Annotated in this window: 13 protein-coding genes; 5 read left to right on the top strand and 8 right to left on the bottom strand. The window is 38.1% G+C overall.

Features of this window, described 5'->3' with window-relative positions; all coding sequences use genetic code 11:
- The first annotated feature begins 54 nt into the window (after positions 1–54).
- The 4 genes from GVN22_RS19540 to GVN22_RS19525 all read left to right on the top strand — a co-directional run bounded on the left by GVN22_RS19540 (position 55) and on the right by GVN22_RS19525 (position 4886).
- Positions 55–792: a hypothetical protein gene (locus tag GVN22_RS19540; RefSeq protein ID WP_370520451.1), complete on the top strand. Its 738-nt coding sequence runs from the start codon at positions 55–57 to the stop codon at positions 790–792.
- Positions 793–898: 106 nt separating this feature from the next.
- The gene (ric, locus tag GVN22_RS19535) at positions 899–1630 is read left to right on the top strand and encodes an iron-sulfur cluster repair di-iron protein (protein WP_166552694.1); all 732 of its coding nucleotides are present in this window, start codon (positions 899–901) and stop codon (positions 1628–1630) included.
- A 319-nt stretch (positions 1631–1949) separates the two neighbouring features.
- Complete coding sequence (locus GVN22_RS19530; protein ID WP_166552693.1) at positions 1950–3881, top strand: family 43 glycosylhydrolase; 1932 nt, start codon at positions 1950–1952, stop codon at positions 3879–3881.
- A 150-nt stretch (positions 3882–4031) separates the two neighbouring features.
- Positions 4032–4886: a sialate O-acetylesterase gene (locus GVN22_RS19525; protein ID WP_166552692.1), complete on the top strand. Its 855-nt coding sequence runs from the start codon at positions 4032–4034 to the stop codon at positions 4884–4886.
- 369 nt (positions 4887–5255) lie between these two features.
- On the opposite strand, the gene GVN22_RS19520 is transcribed toward GVN22_RS19525, so the two are convergent.
- The 8 genes from GVN22_RS19520 to GVN22_RS19485 form a co-directional block, all read right to left on the bottom strand.
- Complete coding sequence (locus tag GVN22_RS19520) at positions 5256–6371, bottom strand: endo-1,4-beta-xylanase (protein WP_240915714.1); 1116 nt, start codon at positions 6369–6371, stop codon at positions 5256–5258.
- A 152-nt stretch (positions 6372–6523) separates the two neighbouring features.
- Positions 6524–10612, bottom strand: a complete 4089-nt coding sequence (locus GVN22_RS19515) for a hybrid sensor histidine kinase/response regulator transcription factor (protein WP_166552691.1) — start codon at positions 10610–10612, stop codon at positions 6524–6526.
- Between the two features lie 424 nt (positions 10613–11036).
- Entirely contained in the window at positions 11037–13196 is a 2160-nt protein-coding gene (locus GVN22_RS19510) for an endo-1,4-beta-xylanase (RefSeq protein WP_166552690.1), read from the bottom strand.
- A gap of 24 nt (positions 13197–13220) precedes the next feature.
- Positions 13221–14180: a DUF5627 domain-containing protein gene (locus GVN22_RS19505; protein ID WP_166552689.1), complete on the bottom strand. Its 960-nt coding sequence runs from the start codon at positions 14178–14180 to the stop codon at positions 13221–13223.
- 119 nt (positions 14181–14299) lie between these two features.
- The gene (locus GVN22_RS19500; RefSeq protein ID WP_166552688.1) at positions 14300–16087 is read right to left on the bottom strand and encodes a RagB/SusD family nutrient uptake outer membrane protein; all 1788 of its coding nucleotides are present in this window, start codon (positions 16085–16087) and stop codon (positions 14300–14302) included.
- 39 nt (positions 16088–16126) lie between these two features.
- A complete protein-coding gene (locus GVN22_RS19495) occupies positions 16127–19153 on the bottom strand; it encodes a SusC/RagA family TonB-linked outer membrane protein (protein ID WP_166552687.1) in 3027 nt (1008 codons plus the stop codon).
- Positions 19154–19201: 48 nt separating this feature from the next.
- Positions 19202–21091: a RagB/SusD family nutrient uptake outer membrane protein gene (locus tag GVN22_RS19490; protein WP_166552686.1), complete on the bottom strand. Its 1890-nt coding sequence runs from the start codon at positions 21089–21091 to the stop codon at positions 19202–19204.
- A gap of 13 nt (positions 21092–21104) precedes the next feature.
- Positions 21105–24233 (bottom strand): SusC/RagA family TonB-linked outer membrane protein, encoded by a 3129-nt coding sequence (locus GVN22_RS19485; RefSeq protein ID WP_166552685.1) that lies wholly within the window; start codon positions 24231–24233, stop codon positions 21105–21107.
- A gap of 518 nt (positions 24234–24751) precedes the next feature.
- Between GVN22_RS19485 and GVN22_RS19480 the strand changes: the two genes are divergently transcribed.
- Entirely contained in the window at positions 24752–25675 is a 924-nt protein-coding gene (locus tag GVN22_RS19480) for a LysR family transcriptional regulator (protein WP_166552684.1), read from the top strand.
- Positions 25676–25777 lie beyond the last annotated feature (102 nt).

The following is a 25777-nucleotide window of genomic DNA, read 5'->3' as shown; positions in this document are numbered from 1 at the left end:
AAATGGCAGTTTCTCTATTCTAATCGATAGAACAATTTTAAATTTTGATTACCAGTGCTGAAAAAAATCATAATAGATAGCCAGCTTTATGTGGCTTTGATGGGAACTTTACTTGCTACATTTTTTATGTTAGAAGAAGGTAGTTTTCGATTTCCTACTTTCTTCCTCATTTTTGTAACGTACTTCAACGGGTATATTTATACCAAATATCAAGGCGTATCTTTTTTTAATAAAATATTGATTATCAATAGTATAATAGCCTTAATTAGTATTTCACTGATTTTTCACAATCATAATGCCCATCGATTTTATAAATGGGTTACTATCTCGTTTTTAGGGCTTCTGTACAATAGCCAGTTTTTGAGTACTACTATTCGTAAAATTCCACTGCTGAAAGGGCTGTATGTTGGTATTGTGTGGGGACTGGTCAACGGATGGCTTTCTTTTCACTATTTTAGTTTTTCTATTTTTTTGATGACCTTATTGTTTATCACAGCCTTGATTCTTCCGTTTGATATTCGAGATGTTGATACTGATTCAATTATTACTTTTCCGCAATTAATAGGTATCCAAAAGTCTAAATATTTGGCTTATGGTATGCTTGTGTTGGCGGCTGGATTGAGCATGATTTATCTAAAAGAACAATACGCCATTGCATTTGTGCTAACCTGTTTTATATCGATGATTTTTGTGTTTTTTACCGAAAAAGATAATTCAGATCTTTACTTTTCGTTCGGTGTCGAAACCTGCTCATGCCTCCCTTTTGTCATTTGGAGTATTTTTCTGAAATGACTTTCATTTATCTTCCTGATTTTTACGAGTTCTAGTTTTGATATTAGTCATAATAAAAGACAAAAAAGTCTTTTATTTTTGTTCAAAAATTTAACTCAAATATTTTATGGAAACGATAAACTTTGATACTAAGACCGTAGGCGAAATAGTCGCACATAATCCCAAAGCAGCAAGTGTGTTTAGAAAGTTGAATATTGATTTTTGCTGTGGGGGCAATAAGAGCTTTACTGAAGAATGTAAGAAGAAGAAACAAGATCCAGCAGAAATTTGGGAAGAAATAGAGTTGCTGTCAAAAACGGGCGACAAGTCTTTGGATTTTAATAGCCTAAAGCTCGACTTCTTGATTGACTATATCTATCAAGTACATCATCAATTTTTGTATAAAAACTTACCCGAAATCAGATATTTTGTAGAGAAGGTTTGTACCAAGCACAAGGATAAATATGCTTATCTAACGGAATTAGCTACCGTTTATACGATTCTTGAAGAAGACTTGTTAGGGCACCTGCCTAAAGAGGAAAATGTAATATTTCCTTATGGAAAGTCTCTTGTAACAGCATCTGAGGAACATGCACAAGTAGCACCTCCATTTTTTCGGACAGTCAAAAATCCAATCAGTATGATGAATAGCGAGCACGAAGAGGCTGGAGAGTTACTGTTTAGACTTCGAGAAATTACTAATAATTATACTCCTCCTGTGGACGCCTGTAATTCCCACATTGTAATGTTATCTAAATTAGAGGAATTAGATACTGATTTGACACAACATGTGCATTTGGAAAACAACATTTTATTTCCCAAGTTAGCAGCGCTCGAAATGGAAATAATGACCCATTAGGATTCTTTTGTTATAAAGCTCAATACCCAAATTCTGCCCTTTTGTATGTCTTATGGTAGAATTTGGGTATTTTTTTTAGGTGTTAAACATTAAGTACACAAAACGAGTAAAATGTGCTAATCAAATTTTTAGTCATCAACTTATTTTACATTTTCAAGCGATGAACTTTTAACTGAAAATTACATACCTATTTCTATGAAAATGAATAGAGACAAAGCCTTTTGACTAAGCATCCTTACGAGGTTATGGCAAAACTTTGTCAGTTGTGAAAAATGTTGATGAAGCTCGCTTGCTATAACGTATTTAATAAAAACAACAGATGAAAAAATTAAGCTTTGTTACATTACTCATCGGATTAATTCTTGGAGGTATTACACCTACTTTTTCACAAAAAGACAACACCTTTTATCATGAAGTAAAAACCTACGTCAACCCCGTTTTGCCTGGCGATCACCCCGATCCAACACTATTGAAAGTAGGGGATGACTTTTATCACTGCGGTTCAAGCTTTCATTTTACGCCCTATATGCCCATTTATCATTCTAAAGACTTGGTACATTGGAGCATTATTAGTAGGGTTTTGCCCCCACAAAAAGCACATTGGGTAACCGACCGCCCTTCGGCAGGTACTTGGCAAGGTGCGATTACGTATTTTTACGGTTCTTACTGGATTTATTTCTCTGCTAATGGTCAGTGGTTTAGCAAGGCAGATTCGCCTTTGGGTCCTTGGTCAGAGCCTGTTCAGGTAAAGTCAAATCCCAAAACTGGACCATTGGGTTATGATAATTCTATTTTTGTGGACGATGATGGAAAGCCCTACATGGTTATTAAAAACGGACAAAAAACGAACCGTTTGCAGGAGTTAGGAAAAGATGGACAACTCACCTCTTCGGTGATTGACCTTGATTGGGTCAATGCCAAACTACAATATAGTTGGGCCGAGGGTCCAGTAATGTGTAAGCGCAATGGTTATTACTATTATTTTCCTGCTGGCGATGTTTCAGGAGGGCAATATGTGCTTAGAGGGAAGTCGCTAACAAGTGATTCGACGCAGTGGGAGCGTCTTGGCGAATTTTTTAAGCCTATCACCGACGATAAAGTAGGCTTTAGAAGACCTAACCATATTGCCGCACCAGTACAACTGGCCGATGGGACTTGGTGGACTATTGGGCAGAGCTATGAAAAATATAACCAAGATGATTGGTCTGGTACGGGGCGCCAAACCGCACTATATCCTGTGATTTGGGAGGGTGACCGTCCGTGGGGTATGGCGCCTACTACCCAACCTGTGGTTAAGCCCAATTTACCAAAATCGGGTATTGCATGGCGTAGTGTGGCTTCTGATGATTTTGAGTCAAAGGAGCTTTCGCTGAATTGGCACTTTTTGAAAAAGAAGCATGCAGATTTGTATGATTTATCTGCTAGAAAAGGCTGGTTGAGACTTTCACCTGATTCCTTGCGTACAAGTATTGTGCAAAAAGAAACAGATCATTATTACTCAGCGGTCACAAAACTCGATTTTAAAGCACAAAACGAAAATGAAAAAGCAGGATTATACCTGAGCAATGGTGCACAAACAGTTGTGGTTAGATTATACAGTGGATATGAGAACGGCAAGAAGATTATCTTTAGTTTTGAAAATAATATACAAAGTATTCCAAACAATTTCGGAGAGATAGTCTGGCTAAAAATTGAGAGGAACCTTCATGAATTAAAGGCTTATGCCAGTGGTGATGGAAACAGTTGGACAGCTGTTGGAAATGTCATTCAGGTACAGAATTTGGATAAAGTACAACCTAATTATAATTCATGGGTTGGAACTAGTATTGGCTTGTTTACCGAGCGTAAAAGTGCTGATTTTGATTGGTTTATCTGTAAAGATGGTTTTTCAAAATTACCTGTGGTAGGTATGAGTAATTTTTATGGAGTCGAAAAAATCAATCCAGAATCTGTGACTAATACCTCTGAAAATGGAGGCTGGCTAATGATTTCAGGAGTGGATTTAGGTATCCAGAAAAAATACGCAAAAGGCATAGAAATCCAATACAAAGCAAAAACAGATGGCGTATTAGAACTTTGGGTAGATGATTTGAAAAATGGTAAATTAGTAGCAAAAATTCCATATTCAGCGAGCAAAAATAGTGTACGTAAAAGCCTTAAATCGATAGAGGGACACCATGATATTTTTGTCAAATTTCCTGTAGGAAAATCCAACGACTTGCAGATAAATTCGCTTCAGTTTTTACCATAGCGTTTTACTAAACAAACTTGAAATCACTAGTCTAGGGCAATGTCTCGGACTAGTGATTGGTCAATTATCTTACTAGTTCAGGACTTTGTCTTGAACTTATTTTTTAAACAGTTTAGCAACTGAAGCATTAACAATTAACGACTTATCACTATGAAAAAGAAAATTGCCATTGTCTTACTGTGTTTGACTTGTTTTTGGGGTAAAACCTTTGCCCAAAATCCTAATTTTCATATTTACCTAAGCTTAGGACAATCAAATATGGAAGGAAATGCCAAGTTTGAGCCTCAAGATACCGTTGGTGTCAATCCAAGATTTAAGGTATTGGAAGCTTTGAATTGTCCAAATTTGAATAGAAAAATGGGACAATGGTACACTGCTGTGCCACCACTTTGTCGTTGCAATACAGGTCTGACTCCCGTGGACTATTTTGGAAGAACCATGTTAGAATACTTACCATCATCAGTCAATGTTGGGGTAATAAATGTATCTATTGGAGGCTGTAGAATAGAGCTTTTTGATAAAGAAAAAACCGATTCTTACGTAGCAACTGTTGCGCCAAATTGGATGAAAAATATGATAAAAGAGTATGACGGGAATCCTTACAAACGACTAGTAGAAATGGCAAAATTGGCGCAAAAGGAAGGTGTTATCAAAGGGATTTTACTCCATCAAGGGGAATCGAATACGAATGATACTACTTGGACAAAGAAGGTTAAAGTAGTGTATGACAACCTTCTACAAGATTTGAATTTACCTCCAAATTCTGTCCCATTGCTGGCTGGTGAAACGGTTCATGCAGAGCAAGGAGGTATTTGTGCTAGCATGAATACGATTATTGCTACGCTTCCTAAAACGATACCGACTGCTCGTATTATCTCGTCCAAAGGCTGTACTGACGCCGCAGATAATTTACATTTTGATGCAGCAGGTTATCGCGAGTTAGGCAAAAGATATGCTCTTACGATGCTCGACGTACTGGGATATAAAACAGCTGTGTCTAAATAGTTAGGTAATAATGCAAAATAAGATTGCATTATTACGCTCTAGGCTGTAAGCCGTAGGCATTAGGCAAAAAAGCCTCAATTATTTCATGAGAAATACTATTTAACTTTTAGCCTACCGCATAAAGCCTAGAGCTTAAGGCGGGTAAAATTATTTTAATTTTGCCCACTAACTTAAGTTAGTGGGCAAAATAAGCTTGAATAAACGAAGATTTTCTTGTTCTCCTTTGTACAAGCTCCGTAGGAGCTGTTAAAAAGATTGGGTTCTGCAAAAAATCCTAATAAACAGGCTTATCAATTGAAGATGTAACATGTTGATAATTAAAATTTTACATTCACAATTCACAACGCATAATTCAGCACTAATTCATTATTACTTACTCTCTTTGAGGCTCATTAGACTTTGATAGGCTCTTTTTGGTTCTAAAGCTCTGTCGAATAGGAGAGGATAATTTGTACGATTAGGGATAGGGAAACCGTTGAGCCAAGAGTGGCGGTCATCTACACCCCAGAAAGTGACTCTGCTAATTTTGTCTTTATGTTTCAAGAATAATTTGAAAAGCTCAGAATAGCGATTTGCCAAGGCAGTCTGTACAGAATCTGGAAGTGAGTCTTTGTAAGGATTCATTTTTGGATCTTCTTGAAAACGCTGATTGACGTCGGCACCACGCAAATCCCAAGGATTAGGCAGTACGGTCAAGTCCAATTCGGTAAAAGCTACCTTTAATCCCATTTGTGAAAACTCCAAAATTGAATCTTCGATGTCTTTTAGGTTATTTGAATTGATACTCCAATGACCTTGAATCCCAACACCATTTATTTTTACACCGCTTTCTTGCAATTTTTTAATTAGTGCAATCGCTCCTTTTCGTTTGGCTGGCTGTTCGATATTGTAATCGTTGTAGTATAACTCCGCTTTGGGGTCTACTTGAGCGGCTAATTCAAAAGCTTCTTTGATATAGGAATCTCCTAGTTTATTAAAGAAAATAGATTTGCGGTAGGTTCCATCTTCGTTGAGCGCTTCGTTCACTACGTCCCAGCTATTAATCTTGCCTGCATAGCGCCCCATTACGGTTTTGATGTGCTCTTTCATAAATATACGTAGCGAGTCAGCACTACTTATTTTATGAACAAAACTTGGTAATTGTGAATGCCATACCAAAGTGTGTCCAACAATATACATTTGGTTTTTGAGTCCATAATCTACAAACTTGTCAGACAAGTTGAAGTTATATCTGTTGACTTCTGGGTGAATCAACTGAGACTTCATGATATTTTCTGGAGTAATGGCATTAAACTCTTTCTTTATCAGTTGATTAGCTTTTTCGTTTCTTTCCAAAATATGATCTGTACCAAGGGCTGTTCCTATCAGGAAATCTTCTTGATAAGCAGATTTTAGAGAGCTAACCTGTGCTTGTGCTTGCAAGTTTTGTAGACAGGCTATCGAAGCCCCAAGCGTTAAAAGTGTTTTGATTTTCGTGTTCATCATACGTGTTTGTTGTGTACTACAAGTACATTTTTGTAAGGGATAGGTAAAAGGATAGACCTAGCAAAGAATTTTTCTTTGCCATATCTTTCGACAGAAATTTGTTTATAAATACACTAATTAGCACCTTAAATGAGTGCTAATTAGCGTGAAATTTATACGGGTGTTTTGCGCGTTTGTGTGATATATTCTGTTGGTGAAACATTGTATTTTGCTTTGAATGCTCTTGCAAAGTAGTTAGGATTAGAAAATCCGACGGCATAAGCGATTTGCGAAATTTTCATATCATTCTTTTGTAAAAGTGCAATTGATTTTTTCAATTTTACCGAGCGCACATATTCCACAGGGGTTTCACCTGTCAGACTCAATACACGATTATAAAGTGTACCACGGCTCACAAACATTACTTTACTGAGTTCTTCTACGGTCAAATCAGGATCTTCGATATTTTCTTCTACATATTTTGACAGCTTCAACAAGAACTTCTCATCTTCTGACTCTATTTCTATTTCAGGGGTTTCGAGCTGAATATGTTTACTGTAAGTGCTTTTTAATAAGCTATTTAAGCTGAGCAAGTTTTCTATTTTGATACTTAGCAAATGAAAACTAAAAGGCTTACTCAAGTAATCACTGGCTCCAGATTCTAAGCCTTTGAGTTGGTCTACTTCTTCCGATAATACCGTAAGCATAATCACAGGAATATGCTTGGTACGGGTATCATTTTTAATTTTTCGAACCATTTCTATTCCGTCCACCACAGGCATATTGACATCGCTCACAATGAGTTGCGGGTGATAAGATAGCGCTTTTTGCCAGCCTTGTCGACCGTCAGATGCTTCAATGACTTTGTATTTTGATTTTAAGCTTTCTACCAAATAAGCTCTCAAATCGTCGTCGTCGTCCACAATCAAAATAATAGGAAGCTCTATTTTGGGTGGTTCTGATTTGGCAAAATCCGAAATCGGTGTTACCTCAGGTTCTGTGGCTATTAGAGGCGACTGAGTTGCGTCTAAACTAGGCAGGGGTAAAGAGATAATAAAGGCACTTCCAACGCCTTCTTCGCTTTCAACTTTGATGGTTCCTCCATGAAGTTTGACAAACTCTTGGGCAATAGACAAGCCAATTCCGCTACCTTGGTTAAGAATATCGACATTGTTATTTATCTGAAAAAACCTTTCAAAAACTTTATCAGTACTATCTTTTGACAAGCCAATTCCTGTATCTCTGACAATCAATCGAATGCCTGATACCCCTTCCTGAGCTATTTGAAAGCTGACATTGCCGCCCTCGTTGGTAAATTTTATCGCATTTGAGAGTAAATTGATGAGGATTCTCTCCATTTTATCCTTGTCAAAAGACGTGTGATAATGGCTATAAACACTCACAAAGTGCAAATGAATGCTTTTGCGAACAGCGATGTACTTAAATGAATCCACGATTTCTTGGCAAAAAGATACCAAATCTCCCTCGGTGGCATTCAAGTTTAACTCATTGGCTTCAATTTTTCTAAAATCTAATAATTGATTGACAAGATTGAGTAATCGTTTGGCATTTCGACTAATCAAATTGAGCATTTCTAGTTTTTCAGTACTATTTTCTTGAAACATCAAATTCTCAATCGGGTTGAGCACCAAGGTAAGAGGCGTTTTTAGTTCGTGACTCAAATTGGTCAAAAACTTAACTTTCACCTTTTCAAGTTCTGTTTTTTGCTCTGCATCGTGGCGTTCTTTTTCAATCAAATGTTTCATTTCAAGTCGCTCTTGTTCAAGAACAAATTCACGTTTGAGTTTTTGAATTGAACTTCTTCGAATTCCCCACACAGTGAGCGCAATAGCAATAGCATAAAACAAATAGGCGTAATAGGTCATCCAAAAAGGCGGTTCAACGACAATTTTAATCACCTTTTCGGGGGTTTCCCATGAGCCATCTTCACTATATGCCTTTAAATGAAAGGTATAACTGCCAGGGTCGAGATTGGTATAAACCGCTGTGGTGGAAGTCCCCACTTGATTCCATTCCTTATCAAATCCTTCGAGTTTATAAGTATATCTACTTTCGTGAGGTACGGTATAATTGAGCGCCATAAAATCGAGCGAAAAGTTCTGTTTGTAACTCAAAATAATTTCTTTGGCAACAGATATGTGCTCTTGTATTTCTGAATTCTCTATTGGATTTACTTGTTTGTTGTTGATTTTCAGGCTTGTTATAACTAATGGAGGTACACTTTTCTTTTGTAATATTTCAGATGGATTAAAGTAGTTTAGCCCGTCTAACCCTCCAAAGAATAGCTGTCCATTAGATGTTTTTAGACCTGCTCCAATATTGAAGGTACTTTGAATAACACCATTATAGAAGGTGAAATTTCGAAATACTTTTTTATCATAATCAAAAGAGCTAATACCCTTGTTGGTACTTAACCAAAGTTTACCTCTTGAGTCCTCAAGTATTTTGTAAATAAAGTCATTGGCTAGTGAGTAGGATTCGTCAAATATCTCGAAGCTATTAGTTTGGGGCTTGTACAAACACAGACCGCCTCCTTGTGCACCTACCCAAATTCGACCTGCATGGTCACAATAAATACTCTGAACTTTATCGATTGGTAATTTACTATTGCCAGAATTTAACACCGTAAATTGCTTTCTTTTGGGATTAAATACTGCAATACCTGTACCATTCGAGCCAAACCATAAGTTCCCTTGATGGTCTTCTTCGATGGTGGTAATAAATCCATTTAATGGTATTTTCTGAGAAGGCTTCAAAGCAAAAGCATTCTCGAAAGTTTTTATAGACTGGGTAATTGGGTCAAATAAATAGACGCCTATTCCATTTGTGCCAAGCCAAGAATTTCCTTGGTTATCTGTTTTGATACAATTGATAGGCATATCTCTAGAGTCTGTAGCACCATAGGGTAAATAGTAGTATTTTGAAGTACCTGTAATCATATCAACACTATAGAAACCTCGCTGATAGGTACCTACCAAAAGCATTTTTCCTGAAACTCCCAAAGCAATAATCGAAGCTGTATTAGCTCTTTCTTCTTTAAGTTTAAGCAGTCGAATTTGCCCAGTTTTACGGTTAAAAATATTAAGTCCATTACCTTCGGTACCGATATAAATCTCCCCTGTAGGACTTTCAGCAAAGGATACAACTGAACTTCCTGTAAGTCCGTTGGGATCAAATACATTATAGTGTTTATGATTGAAAAAAGTTAGGTTAGAATCGTACTTGTTTACGCCACCTTGATGAATCGCTACCCAATAAATACCTGCATCATCTATGTAGATATTACGGATAGAGCGTCCTCCATTATAGATAAAAAAGCTACTAGGTTCAACGGGAGAGCTTTTTACAAGTGTAATTACACCCGTAGTAGGATTCATAATATTAATATCGGTATCTGTGCCAACCCAGAGCAGTCCAGTTTTATCAAATACCAGTGTATTGATGGTATTACCAGTTCTTGTTTTTAGGTTGGTTGGAAACTGAAGATAATGGCGGATGGAGCGTCGATTTTTATCTAAAACATTGATTCCCCCTTGGTCTGTTCCAATCCATAACTCCCCATTCTTACTTTCAACAATACAATTAATATAGTTTCGGCTGATACTTTGAGGATTTTCGTTGCTGTGAAGGTATCTGTTAAACTGCTTGTTTTGAGGATTATACTGATGAAGTCCATCGGCAGTACCTACCCAAATGTAGTTTTGAGCATCTTCATAAATACAGTTGATGATATTTGAGTTTAGTTGAGTGGCATCCTTAGGATTGGCTCTAAAAGCAATTGTTTTTTGCGTTTTTGGGTCAAAAAGGAATAAGCCAGAGTAAGTTCCCACCCAAATTTTACCATTATGGTCGGCATACAAAGAAGTAATCCAACCATAATTAGTAAAATCATAATTAATAAAAGAATCAAGATTTAGATTATAAACAGATAAGGTAAAATTCGTTGCAAGCCAGATTTGCCCGTTTTTATCTTGTATCAAGTCATTGACAGGGCCTCTACCAATACTGGTTTTGTCGGTTTCTTTATGACGATATACTTTAAAATTTTGTCCATCAAACTTGTTCAGACCATCTTCGGTTCCAAACCACATAAATCCGTTTTTGTCCTTGATAATAGCATTGATAGAATTGGAGGAAAGCCCATTTTTACTACTAAAATTGATAAATTTATACTCCTTCTGTTGTGTGAAACCACAGAAATGAAATAGAATTAAGAATAAAAAAATAATGCTTTTCCTCATAGTAATCATAAAATTTCTTCACAGGATTTTGGACTAAATCAACAACTGGAAATTACCAATAGTTATTTCTAAAAGTAAAAATACCTATATTCTACCTTGAATAAGTTAGTGGGCAAAATTAAAAGTATTTTACCCGCATTAAGCTCTAGGCTTTATGCTGTAAGCTAAAACGCATGGTTCATAAAAGCCTTGAAGCATTGGATTGCTAAATCCCAAAGCAACCCAATGTCCAAAAGCTATAGGTATAAGGTTATGTGATATCTTTGGAGAGTACGAGGACTCTTAAACAATTTCGGATATCGGATGTTGGATATCGGAAGTTTAAGTTTCTTTTTTGTAAAAAATAAAGACATCTTGTTACATATCCGAAATCAGCAATCCCAAATCTGAAATAGTTTGAAATCCATGACCCACAGTGTAATCTCTATTTACTTGTATTAGCTTTAATTGCATCAGCTACATACGAGTAAGCTAGTTTACGAACATATTGCCCATTCCAAAGACCGATTGGCTCATCAGCTCTCCAACTCGAATTGGCAGGACTATCAAGCGGGCTCCAAATAGTAATACCATATCTTTGAGCTGCTGGAATTAGTTCAAAGTATTTATCAATCACATACTTATACATTTCGGCTTGTGCTTGATATTGTTCTTTGGTAGCTTTAGCAGTTTTGACACCACCCAAGCCTATATCCAATTCAGAGATTTTAATTAACTTACCACTAGCTGCTAATAGTTTGAACATCTCAGCAATTTTGGTTTTGTCCGAAGTGATACTAATATGCATTTGTGTGCCAATACCATCTACTTTTGCACCTTTACTCTCGATATAATTTACGTAAGAAATGATTCCTTTGCATTTGTCAAGACTATATTCAAGATTATAGTCATTAATGAATAGCTTATCGTCTGGATTACCGTATTTTCTGGCCAATTGGAATGCTGTTACTGCGTAGTCTTTACCAAGATAATCTTGCCAGAAAAACTCATCTGAAGCAATTGTTGTGCGACCTACCGCAGTTTTTAGCTCGTAAGGTTTTCCATCGTCCATAGGCTCATTCACAACGTCCCAAGCTTTTACATACGATTTACTAACGCCCATAATACCTGACATCCATGTGTCTAAAGCACTACCTATCAAACTAGTCTTCTCGGTTGCTGTTTTTTCTGCCAACGTAACTGCACCACCTGAAGCTTTGGTACTTTTGAGAACTACATTATCTATATATACTGTTCCACCAAACTCTCCATAGCTGAATACCAATCTGGATTTATCAGTGCCCGAAACGGTAGTTGTTAACTCTATTAGTTTCCATTCTTTGGTAACTGGAACTTGACCATAGCCATTTGATGTGTAAGAAGGACTTTGTAATTCTGGTCTAATGATTCCTTCAGCAGTACCTTTTACCCAAAATGAAAGTACATACGATTCGCCATTGTTAAGGTTTTTTCCTAAATCATATAGTGTTTGAACATCCCAATAATTGGCTGATTTTGTGGGATTTGTGACAAAAAAGGCTTTTCCTTTATTGTTATACCCTTGACCATCAGCCGTTACACCTCTCGACGAGCTACCGCCCCAGCCTCCCCAACCTGAGCCTGACTCAAAATCGCCATTGGCTACAAGGTTGGTTACCACTGGAGTTCCTTGGGTATCGTACACGTATAGATTGTTGATGTCGATGTAATAATTCACATTAGGTTTATAGCCCAAATCAAAGTTAAGCTTAATACTAGATCCAGTAAAATCACTAATCTGGAATCTAATTTCTTTCCAAGAAATACCTGTTGTAAAAGTAGTAGAAGCCTTTCCAGATTTGGTCCAATCAATTGAAGGGGTATTATTGCTAAGTCCTTCAAAAGAGATACGTCCTTCACCTGCTACGTCCGATTTGATATAACATACCACTTCATATTTATGTCCTGGCACAACAGTAATCGAAGGGCTTGTCAGTTGTAACGAAGTCGCCGAGGATGAAGTAGCTGATGCACTCAGTTTTATCGCTTTTGTACCTGCTCCCATACCTGCGTTATTGGCAATCGAAATACCTGCCCCGCTATTGGCTTGATTCCAACCTGTAAAAAGATTGTTGTTTAAAGGATTAGTGTTTAGGTCATTAGGAAAAGATGGCGCTGTTACGAGCATAGGTGCAATAAGGCTATTGAGATAGCTCGCATTTTGATTAGCATGCCAGCAAAGGGTATGTCCGTATACGGTAGTACCTGCTTCTTTGGCGGCAGCCAGTAGTTTGGATACGTTGTCTAAAGCCAAAGAGCCATTAGACTGTACCACAGCGCCATGCTTCATTTCATATCCTAGGGCAATTTCATCGAAGTTTTTATTGGCTAGGCGATACATTACCCCTTTGTTGACGTAGTCGTTGAGAGAAAGCGCTACGCCAAATTTAAAATTAGGATTAGAGGTGCGGTTGATATAGGATTTGAGCGCGGGATAGGCGTCAATATTTTCTTGTAAAGCAACACTTTCGGGTTTGGTTGTGGCAAACTCCAATGGCTCATATTTGGTACACGAAGCCAATACAATACTCGTGAACCCTAAAGCTATTTGATATAATTTATTCATAGTAAAACAGTTCTAAAGATGAGTTTACTTAGCTACAGGAGTAAAAGTTTCCATTGTTACAGCACGATCACGCATGACCAAAGTATCCGAAGTGACTACTTTCATACCAGTAAGGTTTACTTCGTAGTTGAGATAAAGCGCATCACGGTCCTTATTACCCCAGCTATTTTTTTCACCTTTCTTGACAAAAGCACCTGTACCCGTAGCCGTAATACCCGAGGTAGCCGATGAAATTGTACATTTTCCGTTATTGTCAAATTTCAGTAGTAAAGAGGTACTGATATTTTTTCCGTCTTTATCTTTAAAAACAACTGGAAAAGTAAGCTCTGTTAAAGATTTTGTCGAAAGCATATTCACTTCATCTTTTTCTACATATTGAGCATGTCTTACAATTGTTTGATTGAAGGATCCTGAAACGACATCTTTTCCTCTTCTCAAATAGTTACCATGCCAAGAATTCACAAATTTCAAAGCATAAAGCACAAAATGCTTTCCATAAAGAATAGAATCCGCATCGGTGACCTTCGTCATGGTTAATGGAATAACATACGTATTCTTAATTGCCTTAGGATCAGCAAAAAAAGCGTCTGTAAGTTGTACATCAACACTCCCCGCAATAGTCCCAGATGGGATAATGATTTTGTCAGAGGCTAGCTTGAAATAGCTGCTTGGCATCGGTAGAATTTCGTCTTTACCAGAGCCAAATCGCATCCCACTTCCTAGTATTGAGTTATCTACAGCCACCGTTACTGCTACATCTTTTTTGCTGTAATACGCACCACCCAACGCTGCATAAATTTGACATTTATACTGATTATCGAGTTCGTTGTTTACCGTCAAATCTTCTCCTAAAGTGATGGTTCTTACAGGATATTGATAAGCAAAATAGACAGTTTGGTACTTGTAGTCTGGAAACTCCTTTTCGGTATTACACGAAATGAGTCCCATCATGAATATTACTAATATGAAAATCGAATTCTTCATAAGAATAAAGATGTTGTTTGTCAGAATTTCAGCCTAGCTTAAAATATGCTCAGCCAAGCTGAAATTCGACTTTTGAAAAATTTTATATACTTAATTGTTGCGCTAATTTCAAGAGCTTCTTAGTTCCAACCCTGATTTTGCTCTAGTGCTGAATATTTCAACACTTCCGAATATGGAATTGGGCCGTACTTCATATAGTTTTGGAATACCCTTGATTCAACGCTTGGAAGAACGGTGTACGCACCACTACGAATACTAACTCCCTTGGCTGTTTCGGTGAGGTTGGCATCCCAACGGCGTAAATCCCAAAATCTGAATCCTTCAAAACATAGTTCCAAACGACGCTCATTACGAATCAATTGACGCATTTGCTCTTTATTGTTTTTGATACTTTCGAGATAGGCATCATTGTTGGCTAAGCCAATTCCTGCACGACGACGAATCGCTCTTAGGATATCGTATGCCGAATAAGCATTTGTTCCTGTACCTGTAGGACCCCACGCTTCGTTGGCTGCTTCTGCATAACTCAAAGCAATTTCTGTATAACGAATATGCGGCTTGTAATGACGCTGGTTCGTTGAAGACGTTGGATTTAGGTTCACATCTTGACGTAATAGCTTACGCATATAATAGCCCGTTCTAGTCGAGGTAGCTACCTTATTGAGTCCATCGTTAGTTGTACCATCAGCTGCGGTATTGATAGCAGTGTTGTTGACACCAGCCGTAGCACCATTGACCAAAATGAACATTTTCAAACGAGGGTCACGATTTGAATAGGGGTCATTGGGATTAAATCCGCTGTTGGAGTCGTTAATAGGGTATCCATTGACTGTCGGAAAAGCATCTACCAAGTTTTGTGTTGGATTGATTCTACCATTTCCAAAAAGTGTTGGTGGAAAATTAGCTTGTTCCAAATCACGGTTTTCACCCCAGTTATTGCGCCAAAGTATTTCTGGAGGATTAGCACCATCTTTCAAAGCCGCAATTTCTGCAGTGTTGGAATACCATGTAAGTCCGCTAGCTACATTGCTGGTAATAGCATTGATTCCGCCATTCAGATTTAATACTTGAGCAGAATAGTTTGCCGCATCTACCCATTTGTTAGCATTGTTTGGGTTAAAAGCTGGACTTGCTGCCAATAATGCCACTTTTGCACGAATAGCTTTAGCAATACGACCACTCAATAAACCACTAAATGTTACCCCAAAAGCACGGTTGTACTGTTCTATCGTAACGGTACCATATTTAGTAGGAATTTGTGATTCTTGTCCCGAAACCAAGTTCAGATAATCAAGCGGCAAACGAACATCTGCACTATCTAAGTCTGTATAGATCTGCTTGATACAATCGTCAAAACTCGCTCTTGGCAGATTATAATTGTCAGAGGTTGTTTGAGTTTTTGTCAAAATTGGAACTCCTAACATATTACCCCCTTTACCTACGCCTGCATGAGCTTGTAACAAATTATACATTAGCAACGCTCTAATACCAAATGCTTCCCCTTTGATACGCATAGCAAACAACTTGCTAGCAATAGGATCTGCTACCCATTTTACCTTATCTACCTCTCCAAGCATAATGTTCATGTACTGAATCCCAGCGTAACAGTTGGTCCATTGGTTGGCAGGATTGTTATTGGCAGTCCACTGCCCTGTTGCCATTTTCAAATAGCCATTTGTTTGGTCGTTGCTCACGGCATCGTCGGTAGCTACATCATTAAATGACCACGAGTTACTTGGAATTCGGTTATATCCATTTAATAAAATACCAAATGGAAATCTGGAATCGCTTGGTAAATAGGCATTTGGGTCTAGTTGCCTGTTGTTTTCCTGCGCAGGCTCTATCAAGTCTTGGCAACTTGTGAGCAAGAGGATACAGGCTAAAAATTTTAATATACCCTTATTCATATTCATCATAGTATAAGTTTCTAAGTATTAGTAAAAAACCTAAAACAACGCTTTTACGCCTAGGTTAAAGAATCGTGTTTGTGGTGAGCTACCGACATTCAACTCAAGGGTTTCTCTATTTTCTGAGAAAGTCCAAAGATTAAATCCATTAACATACACGCCCAATTCACGCACAAAAGATTTCATTTTTAGTAAATCCGTTAAGTCATAAGTAATTTGAACTTTCGACAAGTCAAAACGGCTAGTGCTGTACATCCAAAAATCAGATGAACGGAAATTGTTGTCACTGCTGAGGGTAGTTAAGCGAGGATAAGTAGCCGTCAACTTTGTAGCTTCTGTCCAGCGATTTCGTACCACTTCCGAATATTTATTTTCACCATATACCCAGAAATAAGAGTTATTACGCATAGCATTTCCTCCGAAACGACCCACGCCCAAAGCTAGGAAAGTTAACTTTTTCCATTGTGCCGAAAGTGTTACGCCCATCGTAAACGGCGCACCAAACCAACCTCCTTTTCCTAAAAACACCTCATCACGTGAATCGATAATGCCATCACCATTTTGGTCTTTGTACTTAATATCGCCAGGTTTTACTTGACCAAATGTTTGTGATGGTGAGTTTTTGATGTCATTGTCATCTTGGAAAAAGCCTAAATTTTGTAATCCCCAGATGCCATCCAAAGGCTTACCTTGTCTATTCTGATAGGCATTTTCGTAAAGCTCAGCTCTTTTTACCGCTGTAGTTTGGTAGTAAGTACCATTGATACCCAAATTCCAGTTTACTTCTCCAATTTTCTTGTTCAAATTGGCTGAGAAATCAAACCCTACACGCTTATCTTCATTGTAATTCACATAAGGAATAAATGACGATACTGGCCAGCCTGTTGTGAAATATGAAGGGAACAATACAGAGGCTTGAATGATGTTTCCTGTAATTTTATTCATAAAGAAAGTACCATTCACATTCAATAAACGATTAAAGAAGGTACCTTCTAAACCAATATTAATTTCTTCTCTTCTTGGAAATTTCATATTAGGGTTATCACCTCTTCTAGATTCTGTCGCCTGAATACCTGTTCCATCTTTCCAACCATACCATGAACCTGCACCTGTATAAAATCCTTGGTAGAGATAATAATCATTGATATCCAAATCGGTATTTAGGATACTTGCCGAAGCAGTAAGTTTTAGGTCATTCACGATATGTGAGTTTTTCAAGAACTCCTCACGGCTCAATCTCCAACCTAGAGAAACTGAAGGCGAGAATGCCTGACGGTTACTTGGTGGCAACTTAGCAGAATGAATATACGCCGTACTCAAATCTACGTAATACTTATGATTGTAATTATAGCTCGCTAATAGGCCGAGGTTTGCATTACTAGTTCGGTGATAAACCGCTGATTCAGATTGTTGAAATCCATTTGCCAACAAAATCGCAGAGAAGTTGTGGTTAGTGCCAAAGGTTCTGTCATAGTTCAATTGACCTGAAAATGCAATCGTTTGACGATACCAGTTACCACTAACATTTTGTGTTCCAGATTTGGCATCTTGGTTGTAGACCGTCAAACTACTAATCAAATCTGTTCCGCTATAGTTGTTCCATGTAGGCGAGTACGTAGCATACGAGTAATTGTATGACAACGAATAAGCCGTAGCATAGTCTACCGCAAAACCTGTACGGAACGACAACCCTTTTAATACATTACGTAAATCGGCCTTCAGACCAGTATTAAACTGAAATTGACGGTTTGAATACTGATTATTTCCACCTGCATAAATCGTTGCGATAGGGTTGGTTTGGTCAAGCTGAGTACCGCCTAGTAAATATTTTCCATCGATTAGGTTGTTACTATTTTGAATCCAAATTTGTGAAGCTGCATCTTCTTTTTCGATTAAATCTATCGGAATTAAAGGTGCAAAACGGTTGGGACGTACCGTAGCGGCATTGCCCCAGTAATCAGTATTGACGCCTCTTCCTGTATAAAAAATCGCTGTAGCATCAGCATTCATCGAGATATATTCGTTGAGCTGAATATCAAGATTTCCTCTAAAATTAAGACGGTCCGAATTGTTATTGTTTTTTGCTTCGCCAAAGTTCAATAATGAACCAGTTGTTGAATATCCCAAGTTGGTATAATATCTTACACGCTCGTTTCCTCCCGAAATCTCGGCTGTAGCATCATAGCGAGTAAACACATTTTTGAGATAATCAGAAGAATAAAAATCTACATTCGGGAATCGGTATTTATTTCGTCCTGAACCATAATTATAGATATCTAATTCTGAATATAAATCTGTCAAACCATCATTTCTACGAGCTTCATTATACATGGTCATGTATTCTGCCGAACCCAAATATTTCGGATAGCTTTTAGGAATATTGATACCACTGTTTACTCTTAAATCAAAGCGACGTTTTCCTACCTCGCCACGCTTCGTAATAACATTGACAACACCTTTGGCAGCACGGCTACCATAAAGTGCTACTGCGTTGGCACCTTTCAAGAAAACAATTTCTTCTATCTCGGTAGGAGCCACATTACCAGTTTCGCGAGGTACACCATCAATCATAAACAGATAGTTTCCCATACCCCAGTTGCTATTTCCGTTGAATCCAGAAGCGAAAGCCTCCATACCATCGAGGGTATTGGTAAAATAGTTTTTATTTAAAAGCTCTTTTACATTTACCGAAGCAACTCCCCCCAATAAGTCTTGTTTCTCTACCTCACGAAAAGCAGCATGAATCAAATCACGCGTTTTTTCTGGTGTAAGACTAATTTGAGAAATCGCTTTTGTAATGGTAATATACTTTGTTTCAAATCCTTTAGCCGAAATAGACAACACATCATTTTTAGCTACTTCATATTCAAAAGTGCCGAAAGCATCTGTTGTAACAGCTTTGCTATTTTCGGCAGCGCTTGTTACAACCGCCCCTTTCAAAGGCTGGTTGTTTACCCCAAATACAGTAGCCTTTATCTGTATGGTTGGGGTGTCTTGTGCCCTCGATGTTACAGCCTGTAACATCATGAGCGTACACAAGAAGAGGAGTATTTTTATGAACTTCATTTGCTTTACATTAATCTTTTCAAGGTATGATTATAGTATTAGCTCTGATTACCAACCAGGGTTTTGAGCAAATTCTAAATAGAGGTTAGCATCGTTGTTTTTGAGTGGTAACCAATAATGCTTGTCGGTAAACTTACGTTCCAAAATGGTGGTCTCACGAATGTTCAACACTCTGTTTTCTTTAGGGTCTTTGTTAGGGTCGAGCGTGCTAGCACGGTCAAACTCTAGTGATTTTTTCAAGGTATAAGGACTTTGTGCTAGCAACAACCAACGACGTAAGTCATTGAATCTGTGCCCTTCAAAGGATAATTCAACGGCTCTCTCACGACGCACCTCTTCCATAAACAAATCTAATGACCCTAAGAATTTGGTTGCCACTCGTCCAACACTTGCTCTATCGCGAATGACATTGATAGCATCTACCGCAGTTTTACTGTAACTAGCTGATTTACCAGTTGGCGAACCATAACCTTGCGCAGCAGCCTCGGCATACATCAAATAAACATCTGCCAAACGCATATAAGGTAGGTGGATATTTAAACTTTTATCGTAGCTATATCCTTGATCATACTTGTTAGCCGTTCTTGGTACAAACTTAAACAATAGATACCCTGTACGACTTCCAGTCGCAATATCACGATACGAACCACCCGTATGAAGGTTAGCATAGCGGTTGTTAGCTTCGCTGGCATTTGGAATACTTCCTGCCACCATTTTTACCCCATCAAACACAATGTCATTATAAAAACGAGGGTCACGACCTTTCCAAGGATACTCAGGGTTATAACCTGATTCGCTATCCGCTTGAGTAACATCTTTGATTGGCAAACCATTGGCCATACCGTAGTAATTAACGTAGTTAGATGTTGGTAAAAACTTCACATCACCTTCGCTAATAATTAATGGCGAATACTGCTTACTTGTACCCCAGTTAGAGTTGTTGGCACCATAATAAGGACCTCTAAAAATGGCTTCAGTACCCCCTGGAATGTTCCAGTTTTGACCCGTTGTATAAAAATTAGTGTAGTATTGAGCAAAAGGAACTAGGCTATATGGTGCTTCGCCACTTTCACATAAGGATAATAATTCAGCAAAAGCGTCTGCTGCTTTTTTACAGTATTCGGCATTATAAGTACGGCTACCACCAGACACTGAGTTCATCAATGGACTCCCTGCCCAAAGGTAGTTTTTACCTAAATATCCCAACGCCATAATCTTATTGATACGGAGTTGGTTTTTACCTAGGGTTCTCTTTCCTGCTGTGGTATTATCCCAGTTTGATGGCAAAAGATTTGCAGCTTCTCTAAAATCAGCGGCAGCTTTGTCGGCACATTCACTGTATTTGAGTCGAGGCAAGGTAAGTTTTTGGTCACCCGGAAGTACTTTATCAATGTAAGGTAGCCCACCAAAGTATTGCATAAACATAAAGTGGTACCAGCCTCTAAAGAATAATAGTTGTCCTTTGATAAGGTTTTTTTCTTCCTGAGTTGCATCGGTTAATTTATCGATATTAGCCAAGCCCATATTAGCTTTACGAATCGCATACCAACCTAAGCCCCAAAGTGATTTTGCAAAGCGGTCGTCGTTGGTTTGGTTATTATTACGATCCATCCAACCTGCTTGCCAGCCGTCAAAGTTACGTTGCCATCCCCAAAAATCACCGTTGTCGATTTTTACACAAAAGTGAAAAGTTTGAGCTGTAGATTGAATTTCATCCTCTCCCCAGTTCCATGAGTTTGTCCAATAGGCATTTGAAAAGTCTGGTACACAATGATATAACTCTTCAGTAAAGCCTTGAAAGTTAACAAAATTTTTAAAGGCATCTTTGTCTGAAACCAATGACTGAGGGTCACGGTCGAGGAAATCCTTGCAGGAGGTAATTCCAAAAGTCATGGAAAGACCCACCGCCACAAACAAGAGTTTAATTTTCTTAATCATGCTTTTGTTTTAATTAAAAGGTAAGATTTAGACCTAAATTGAATCGTTTAACGGTAGGATATGCTCCTTGTGAAGCCCAGCCTGTACCTGCAAAGTTCGATTCGCGGTCATCTGGCATCTTGCTCCAAGCAATAAGGTTGTTACCGTTGAGATAAATTCTGAGTCCTGAAACACCCAACTTTCTACTAAATTCTGGGGTAAAGTTGTAGGCAATTTCAGCATTCTTTAAGCGTACATACGAACCATCATACATATATTGTGTGCCTCTATAATAGCCTTGTGGTGTTGTCAACCAGCGTGGCATTGGATTAGCATTTGGGTTACTAGGCGACCAATAATCACCCTCTTGGTACACGGTATGACTTTGTGAACTCAAGCTTCTAAATTCTACCTGACGTGTTACGTTGTTTACTGCGTAGAATTGTACAAAAGCCGAGAATCCTTTCCAGTCTATACCAAAAGTGGCATTGTAAGTATTGGCTGGCCAGCCTGTATAGCCGTAAGGAATATTGTCACGAGAATCAATCAAACCATCACCATTGTAATCTACTAAATAGTAGTTGCCTGGGAGTTTTTGGTTATCATTGGCATTCTGAATAGCACTTCCATATAATTGATCCCATGTGCTATAGGTACCACGACTTACATACGAATAAGCTTGGTTGATTTGCATGCCTTCTGACTTCTGATAGTCAGGTAATAATTCAGGATTGGCAGCTTCAATAATCTTATTTTGCGTATGTGTCATGTTAAGGTCTGTCCATAATCTAAAGTTTCTCAAGGATTTATTGAGATGTAACTCTAGTTCATAACCACTTGATTTTACGGCTCCTAAGTTTGCTACAGGAGGAGTTGCACCAAAATAAGTAGGAACGTCAGAACGGTTTGCTAACAAAATTTTACTTCTATTATCTGTAAAAAAGTCTGCTTTCCCTTTGACAAAACCTTTCAAAAATTCGAAATCAACCCCAACATTGTACTTCTCAGATTGTTCCCATTGTACATTTGGGTTACCAACTACCGTTTGACTATACCATGTGTAAGGGCTTTGTTCGGCGGCCTCACCACTGATTCCTAATCTTGATTTTCCATTATAATTCCATTGTTCCAAATACGGCCATCTTACCCCAAGGTTATCAAAACCAGTTTGTCCATAAGAGGCTCTTACTTTAAATTGGTCTACAAATTTTAAAGACTTCATAAAGTTTTCATTCGAAACAATCCAGTTTAAACCACCCGATTGGAAAAATGCAAAACGATAAGCTGCTGCAAATTGCTCTGAACCGTTGTAAGCTCCGTTATATTCTACCGTATACTTGTTGTTGTAAGTATAAGTTGTTCTAAATACCCAGTCTTCACGATACGATGGAATCATACTACCATTAGCATAGACGTTGCGGTTCATCAAGCCCATTCCTGTTACATAATGCTTTCCAGCAATATTTTTGGCATAATTGAGCTGTAACTGATAAAACAACCTTCTTTGACTAGCACCAATTGTACCTGCCGCTGGATTCCATTTGATACCCTCTTGAAAATCAAATCCTGTGATACCGTCAATGGCTTGGCGATACGTAACGGCTCCTGTTTCTGGGTTAATCCATTTACGTTGTGTGTCATTGTAAAGGTCATTAATACCTCTATCACTTTCCACAAAAGTATTATCAAGTGAGATAGTACCCGTAAATCTCAAGCCTTTAGTAATCATATCCAACTCTTGGTCAAGCGTAAAGTCGGTCGTGATTCTGGCTGTTGTTTGATAAGAAACCCCACCAATGGCTAAACTTCTTGCTGAGTTTTCAGCTCTAGCTTCGTTGGGCGCATAATATCCCCAAGAGCCATCTGAGTACACTGGCAAAAACAAATCTGGTGCTGCGTTGTAGGCGTCAATCCAAGCGCCATATTCAGAACCTGTAAAACCCCAAGGGCTTTTGCGTACACCATACGAGCCCGATAAATTGGTTTTGAATAAAGTAGTTGGCGTTAACTGAAAGTCCAAATTACTTCTTACATTCAAGCGATCAAAACCGAAACCTTGCTCATATCCACGATTGTTAGGGTAAGTTTTAAACAAATCGGCTTCATGCAAAAAGTCGGCACTGGTAAAATACTTAACGGTATTTGTACCACCACTAATGTTCAAGTTGGCGTTGTTTGACCAAGCGTGAGATTTAAACAATGTTTCTTCCCAGTTGACATTCGGATAACGCTCAGCTTCTGCTAAGTTCGCTGGATTGCGGTACTTGTTCAGAATATCAAATGGCAAATAATCTCTCCAACCATCTGGCTTCGTAGCAAGCTCATATTCGATAACGTCGTTTCTTATACGTAAGGCATCAAATGAGTCATACTTCCCTGGTAGTTTTGAAGGTGACTTCAAAATTGTATTCACCGTGGCACGGATAGATGCCTTCCCTGTTTTACCTCTTTTTGTCGTAATCAAGATTACACCATTGGCACCTCTCGATCCAAATACGGCTGTAGCAGAAGCATCTTTCAATACTGTTACGGTTTCTACAGAACTGATGTCGACGCTATTCATGGGACGCTCCACACCATCTACCAAAATCAAAGGGTCTGAGTTGTTCCATGTGCTACGTCCACGAATAATAATTTGTGGATCTTCAGCTCCTGGCAAACCCGTACTGGCATTGGTAATCAAACCTGGCACGTTACCTGTGAGGGCAGCACCAATACTCGATACACCACCAGCACGCTCAAGAACTTTTCCTGTGGTTTGGGTTACCGAAGCTACTACGCCTTCTTTCTTTTGCTTACCATAGCCAACAACAACGACTTCGTCTAGGGCAGTTTGAAACTCTTCCAAAACGACATCAATTGTTGTTTTTTTGCCGACTAAAATCTCTTGTGGTTTAAAGCCGATTGAACTAATCAGTAATATCTCTTTAGGAGAACAATTGATACTAAAAGCACCATCCTTATTGGCATTGGTTCCTTTGGTTGTTCCCTTCACTGCAATGGTCGCTCCGGGTATCGGTTCGCCCGATGAAGACTTTACAGTTCCTCTTACTGTTTGAGCTTTTGAGGTGAAGCTCATAACCCCAATCATAAGCGAGACAAACCAAGCTACTAAGTGAAGTTTATTTCGAATAGTTGAAATAGGTAGGTTAAAGTGTTTCATACATTAGAATAAAATATGATTCATTTAATAATTAATATAAAATTACGATGCAAAATAAGGTCATGTAGGTAGAATACATTAGCACAAATCTTCAAATATGTATTCATTATGTTTACTACAACCAGAAAAGTGTCATTATGACACTTTATCGAGAAGATTTATGAAATATTGAAGATTCGATTAGTGGTTCGAATTCAAAGTTTAGGGTTGGGTGATTTTAGACCTAAATAGTTTTTCATGTAGAAACTGTCAACATCTCTACACCTGTTGTATTCCTATTTATTGATTAAAACAATCTCTAAAATGTGACATCTACAGCTTGAAAATCGACAGCTGATATACTGATTGGATCATGGATAGGTGGGTAATTCTTCTGTGATTATCTTCCCCAAAAATTATGTTCAATATTTAACAATGGGAGATTATGGGTAGGATTTTAGATTGACTATTACTTTTACTAAATTTGATTTTATGTCCTTACTCATCTAGGATTTTTTTGAATCATTATAGCTATCTCTATGAACTATACATTACATCAATTGCAGGTATTCCTGATGATTAGTAAAACCAAAAGTGTTACGAAAGCCGCTGAGGAATTGCACTTGAGTCAACCTGCCGTTTCTATACAGTTAAAAAACTTGCAAGACCAATTCGCCATCCCTCTTACCGAGGTCGTTGGACGTAAGTTATTCATTACAGATTTTGGAAAAGAAATTGCTATTGCCGCCGAACGAATCTTATCTGAAGTATACGCCATCAATCATAAGACGGCCGCTTTTAAAGGGCAATTGGTGGGTCAACTCAAAATTTCAGTAGTATCGACAGGTAAATATGTGATTCCTTATTTCCTGAATGACTTCATGAGTCAACATGATGGAATAGAATTGAAATTAGATGTAACTAATAAAGTTAAAGTTGTAGAAAGTCTCGAACAAAACGATGTAGACTTTTCGCTAGTATCAGTATTACCCGACCATCTCCAAATTGAGAAGGTGGAACTGATGCCCAATAAACTATTTTTGGTAGGTAATTCACTTCAAACTTTCCCGAAAAAACTCTACGATACTTCTGTGTTGGAGACATTACCGCTTATTTATCGCGAGCAAGGTTCTGGAACAAGACATGTGATGGAGAAATTTGTGCAAGCCAATATGCTTCCTATTCATAAAAAAATGGAACTGACTTCCAATGAGGCTGTAAAGCAGGCTGTTTTGGCAGGTTTGGGGTATTCGGTAATGCCGCTGATTGGTCTCAAAAATGAATTATCGATGGGCGACGTTCAAATTATCCCTGTCAAAGGATTTCCTATTCAAAGTATATGGCACTTAATTTGGATGAAAGGCAAGAATTTTTCACCAGTAGCAAAAGCTTTCTTAGAATTTATCCATCAAGAAAAAGATCGAATTATTCAGGAAAAATTTGATTGGTGCAATAAGTATTAGTTTTGAATGATGAGTTGTGAATAAAGTTGTCCTTGCCTAAAATAGGTTGCCCTGAGTTTTAGCCAAGTTAAAGTAATCAAAATAGTAAAATAGTTTGATTTG

Origin of the sequence: Cellulophaga sp. BC115SP (assembly GCF_009905545.1) — a bacterium.
Classification (GTDB): Bacteria; Bacteroidota; Bacteroidia; order Cytophagales; family Spirosomataceae; genus Flectobacillus; species Flectobacillus rivi.
Note: the sequence above shows the minus strand (reverse complement) of the source record. Positions and strands in the feature narration are given on the sequence as shown.

Coding starts and splice junctions, on each gene's coding strand:
- GVN22_RS19520 (WP_240915714.1), bottom strand. CDS start 6,371: ATGATGAACACGAAAATCAAAACACTTTTAACGCTTGGGGCTTCGATA.
- GVN22_RS19500 (WP_166552688.1), bottom strand. CDS start 16,087: ATGAATAAGGGTATATTAAAATTTTTAGCCTGTATCCTCTTGCTCACA.
- GVN22_RS19510 (WP_166552690.1), bottom strand. CDS start 13,196: ATGAATAAATTATATCAAATAGCTTTAGGGTTCACGAGTATTGTATTG.
- GVN22_RS19480 (WP_166552684.1), top strand. CDS start 24,752: ATGAACTATACATTACATCAATTGCAGGTATTCCTGATGATTAGTAAA.
- GVN22_RS19490 (WP_166552686.1), bottom strand. CDS start 21,091: ATGATTAAGAAAATTAAACTCTTGTTTGTGGCGGTGGGTCTTTCCATG.
- GVN22_RS19515 (WP_166552691.1), bottom strand. CDS start 10,612: ATGAGGAAAAGCATTATTTTTTTATTCTTAATTCTATTTCATTTCTGT.
- GVN22_RS19525 (WP_166552692.1), top strand. CDS start 4,032: ATGAAAAAGAAAATTGCCATTGTCTTACTGTGTTTGACTTGTTTTTGG.
- GVN22_RS19485 (WP_166552685.1), bottom strand. CDS start 24,233: ATGAAACACTTTAACCTACCTATTTCAACTATTCGAAATAAACTTCAC.
- GVN22_RS19530 (WP_166552693.1), top strand. CDS start 1,950: ATGAAAAAATTAAGCTTTGTTACATTACTCATCGGATTAATTCTTGGA.
- ric (WP_166552694.1), top strand. CDS start 899: ATGGAAACGATAAACTTTGATACTAAGACCGTAGGCGAAATAGTCGCA.
- GVN22_RS19495 (WP_166552687.1), bottom strand. CDS start 19,153: ATGAAGTTCATAAAAATACTCCTCTTCTTGTGTACGCTCATGATGTTA.
- GVN22_RS19505 (WP_166552689.1), bottom strand. CDS start 14,180: ATGAAGAATTCGATTTTCATATTAGTAATATTCATGATGGGACTCATT.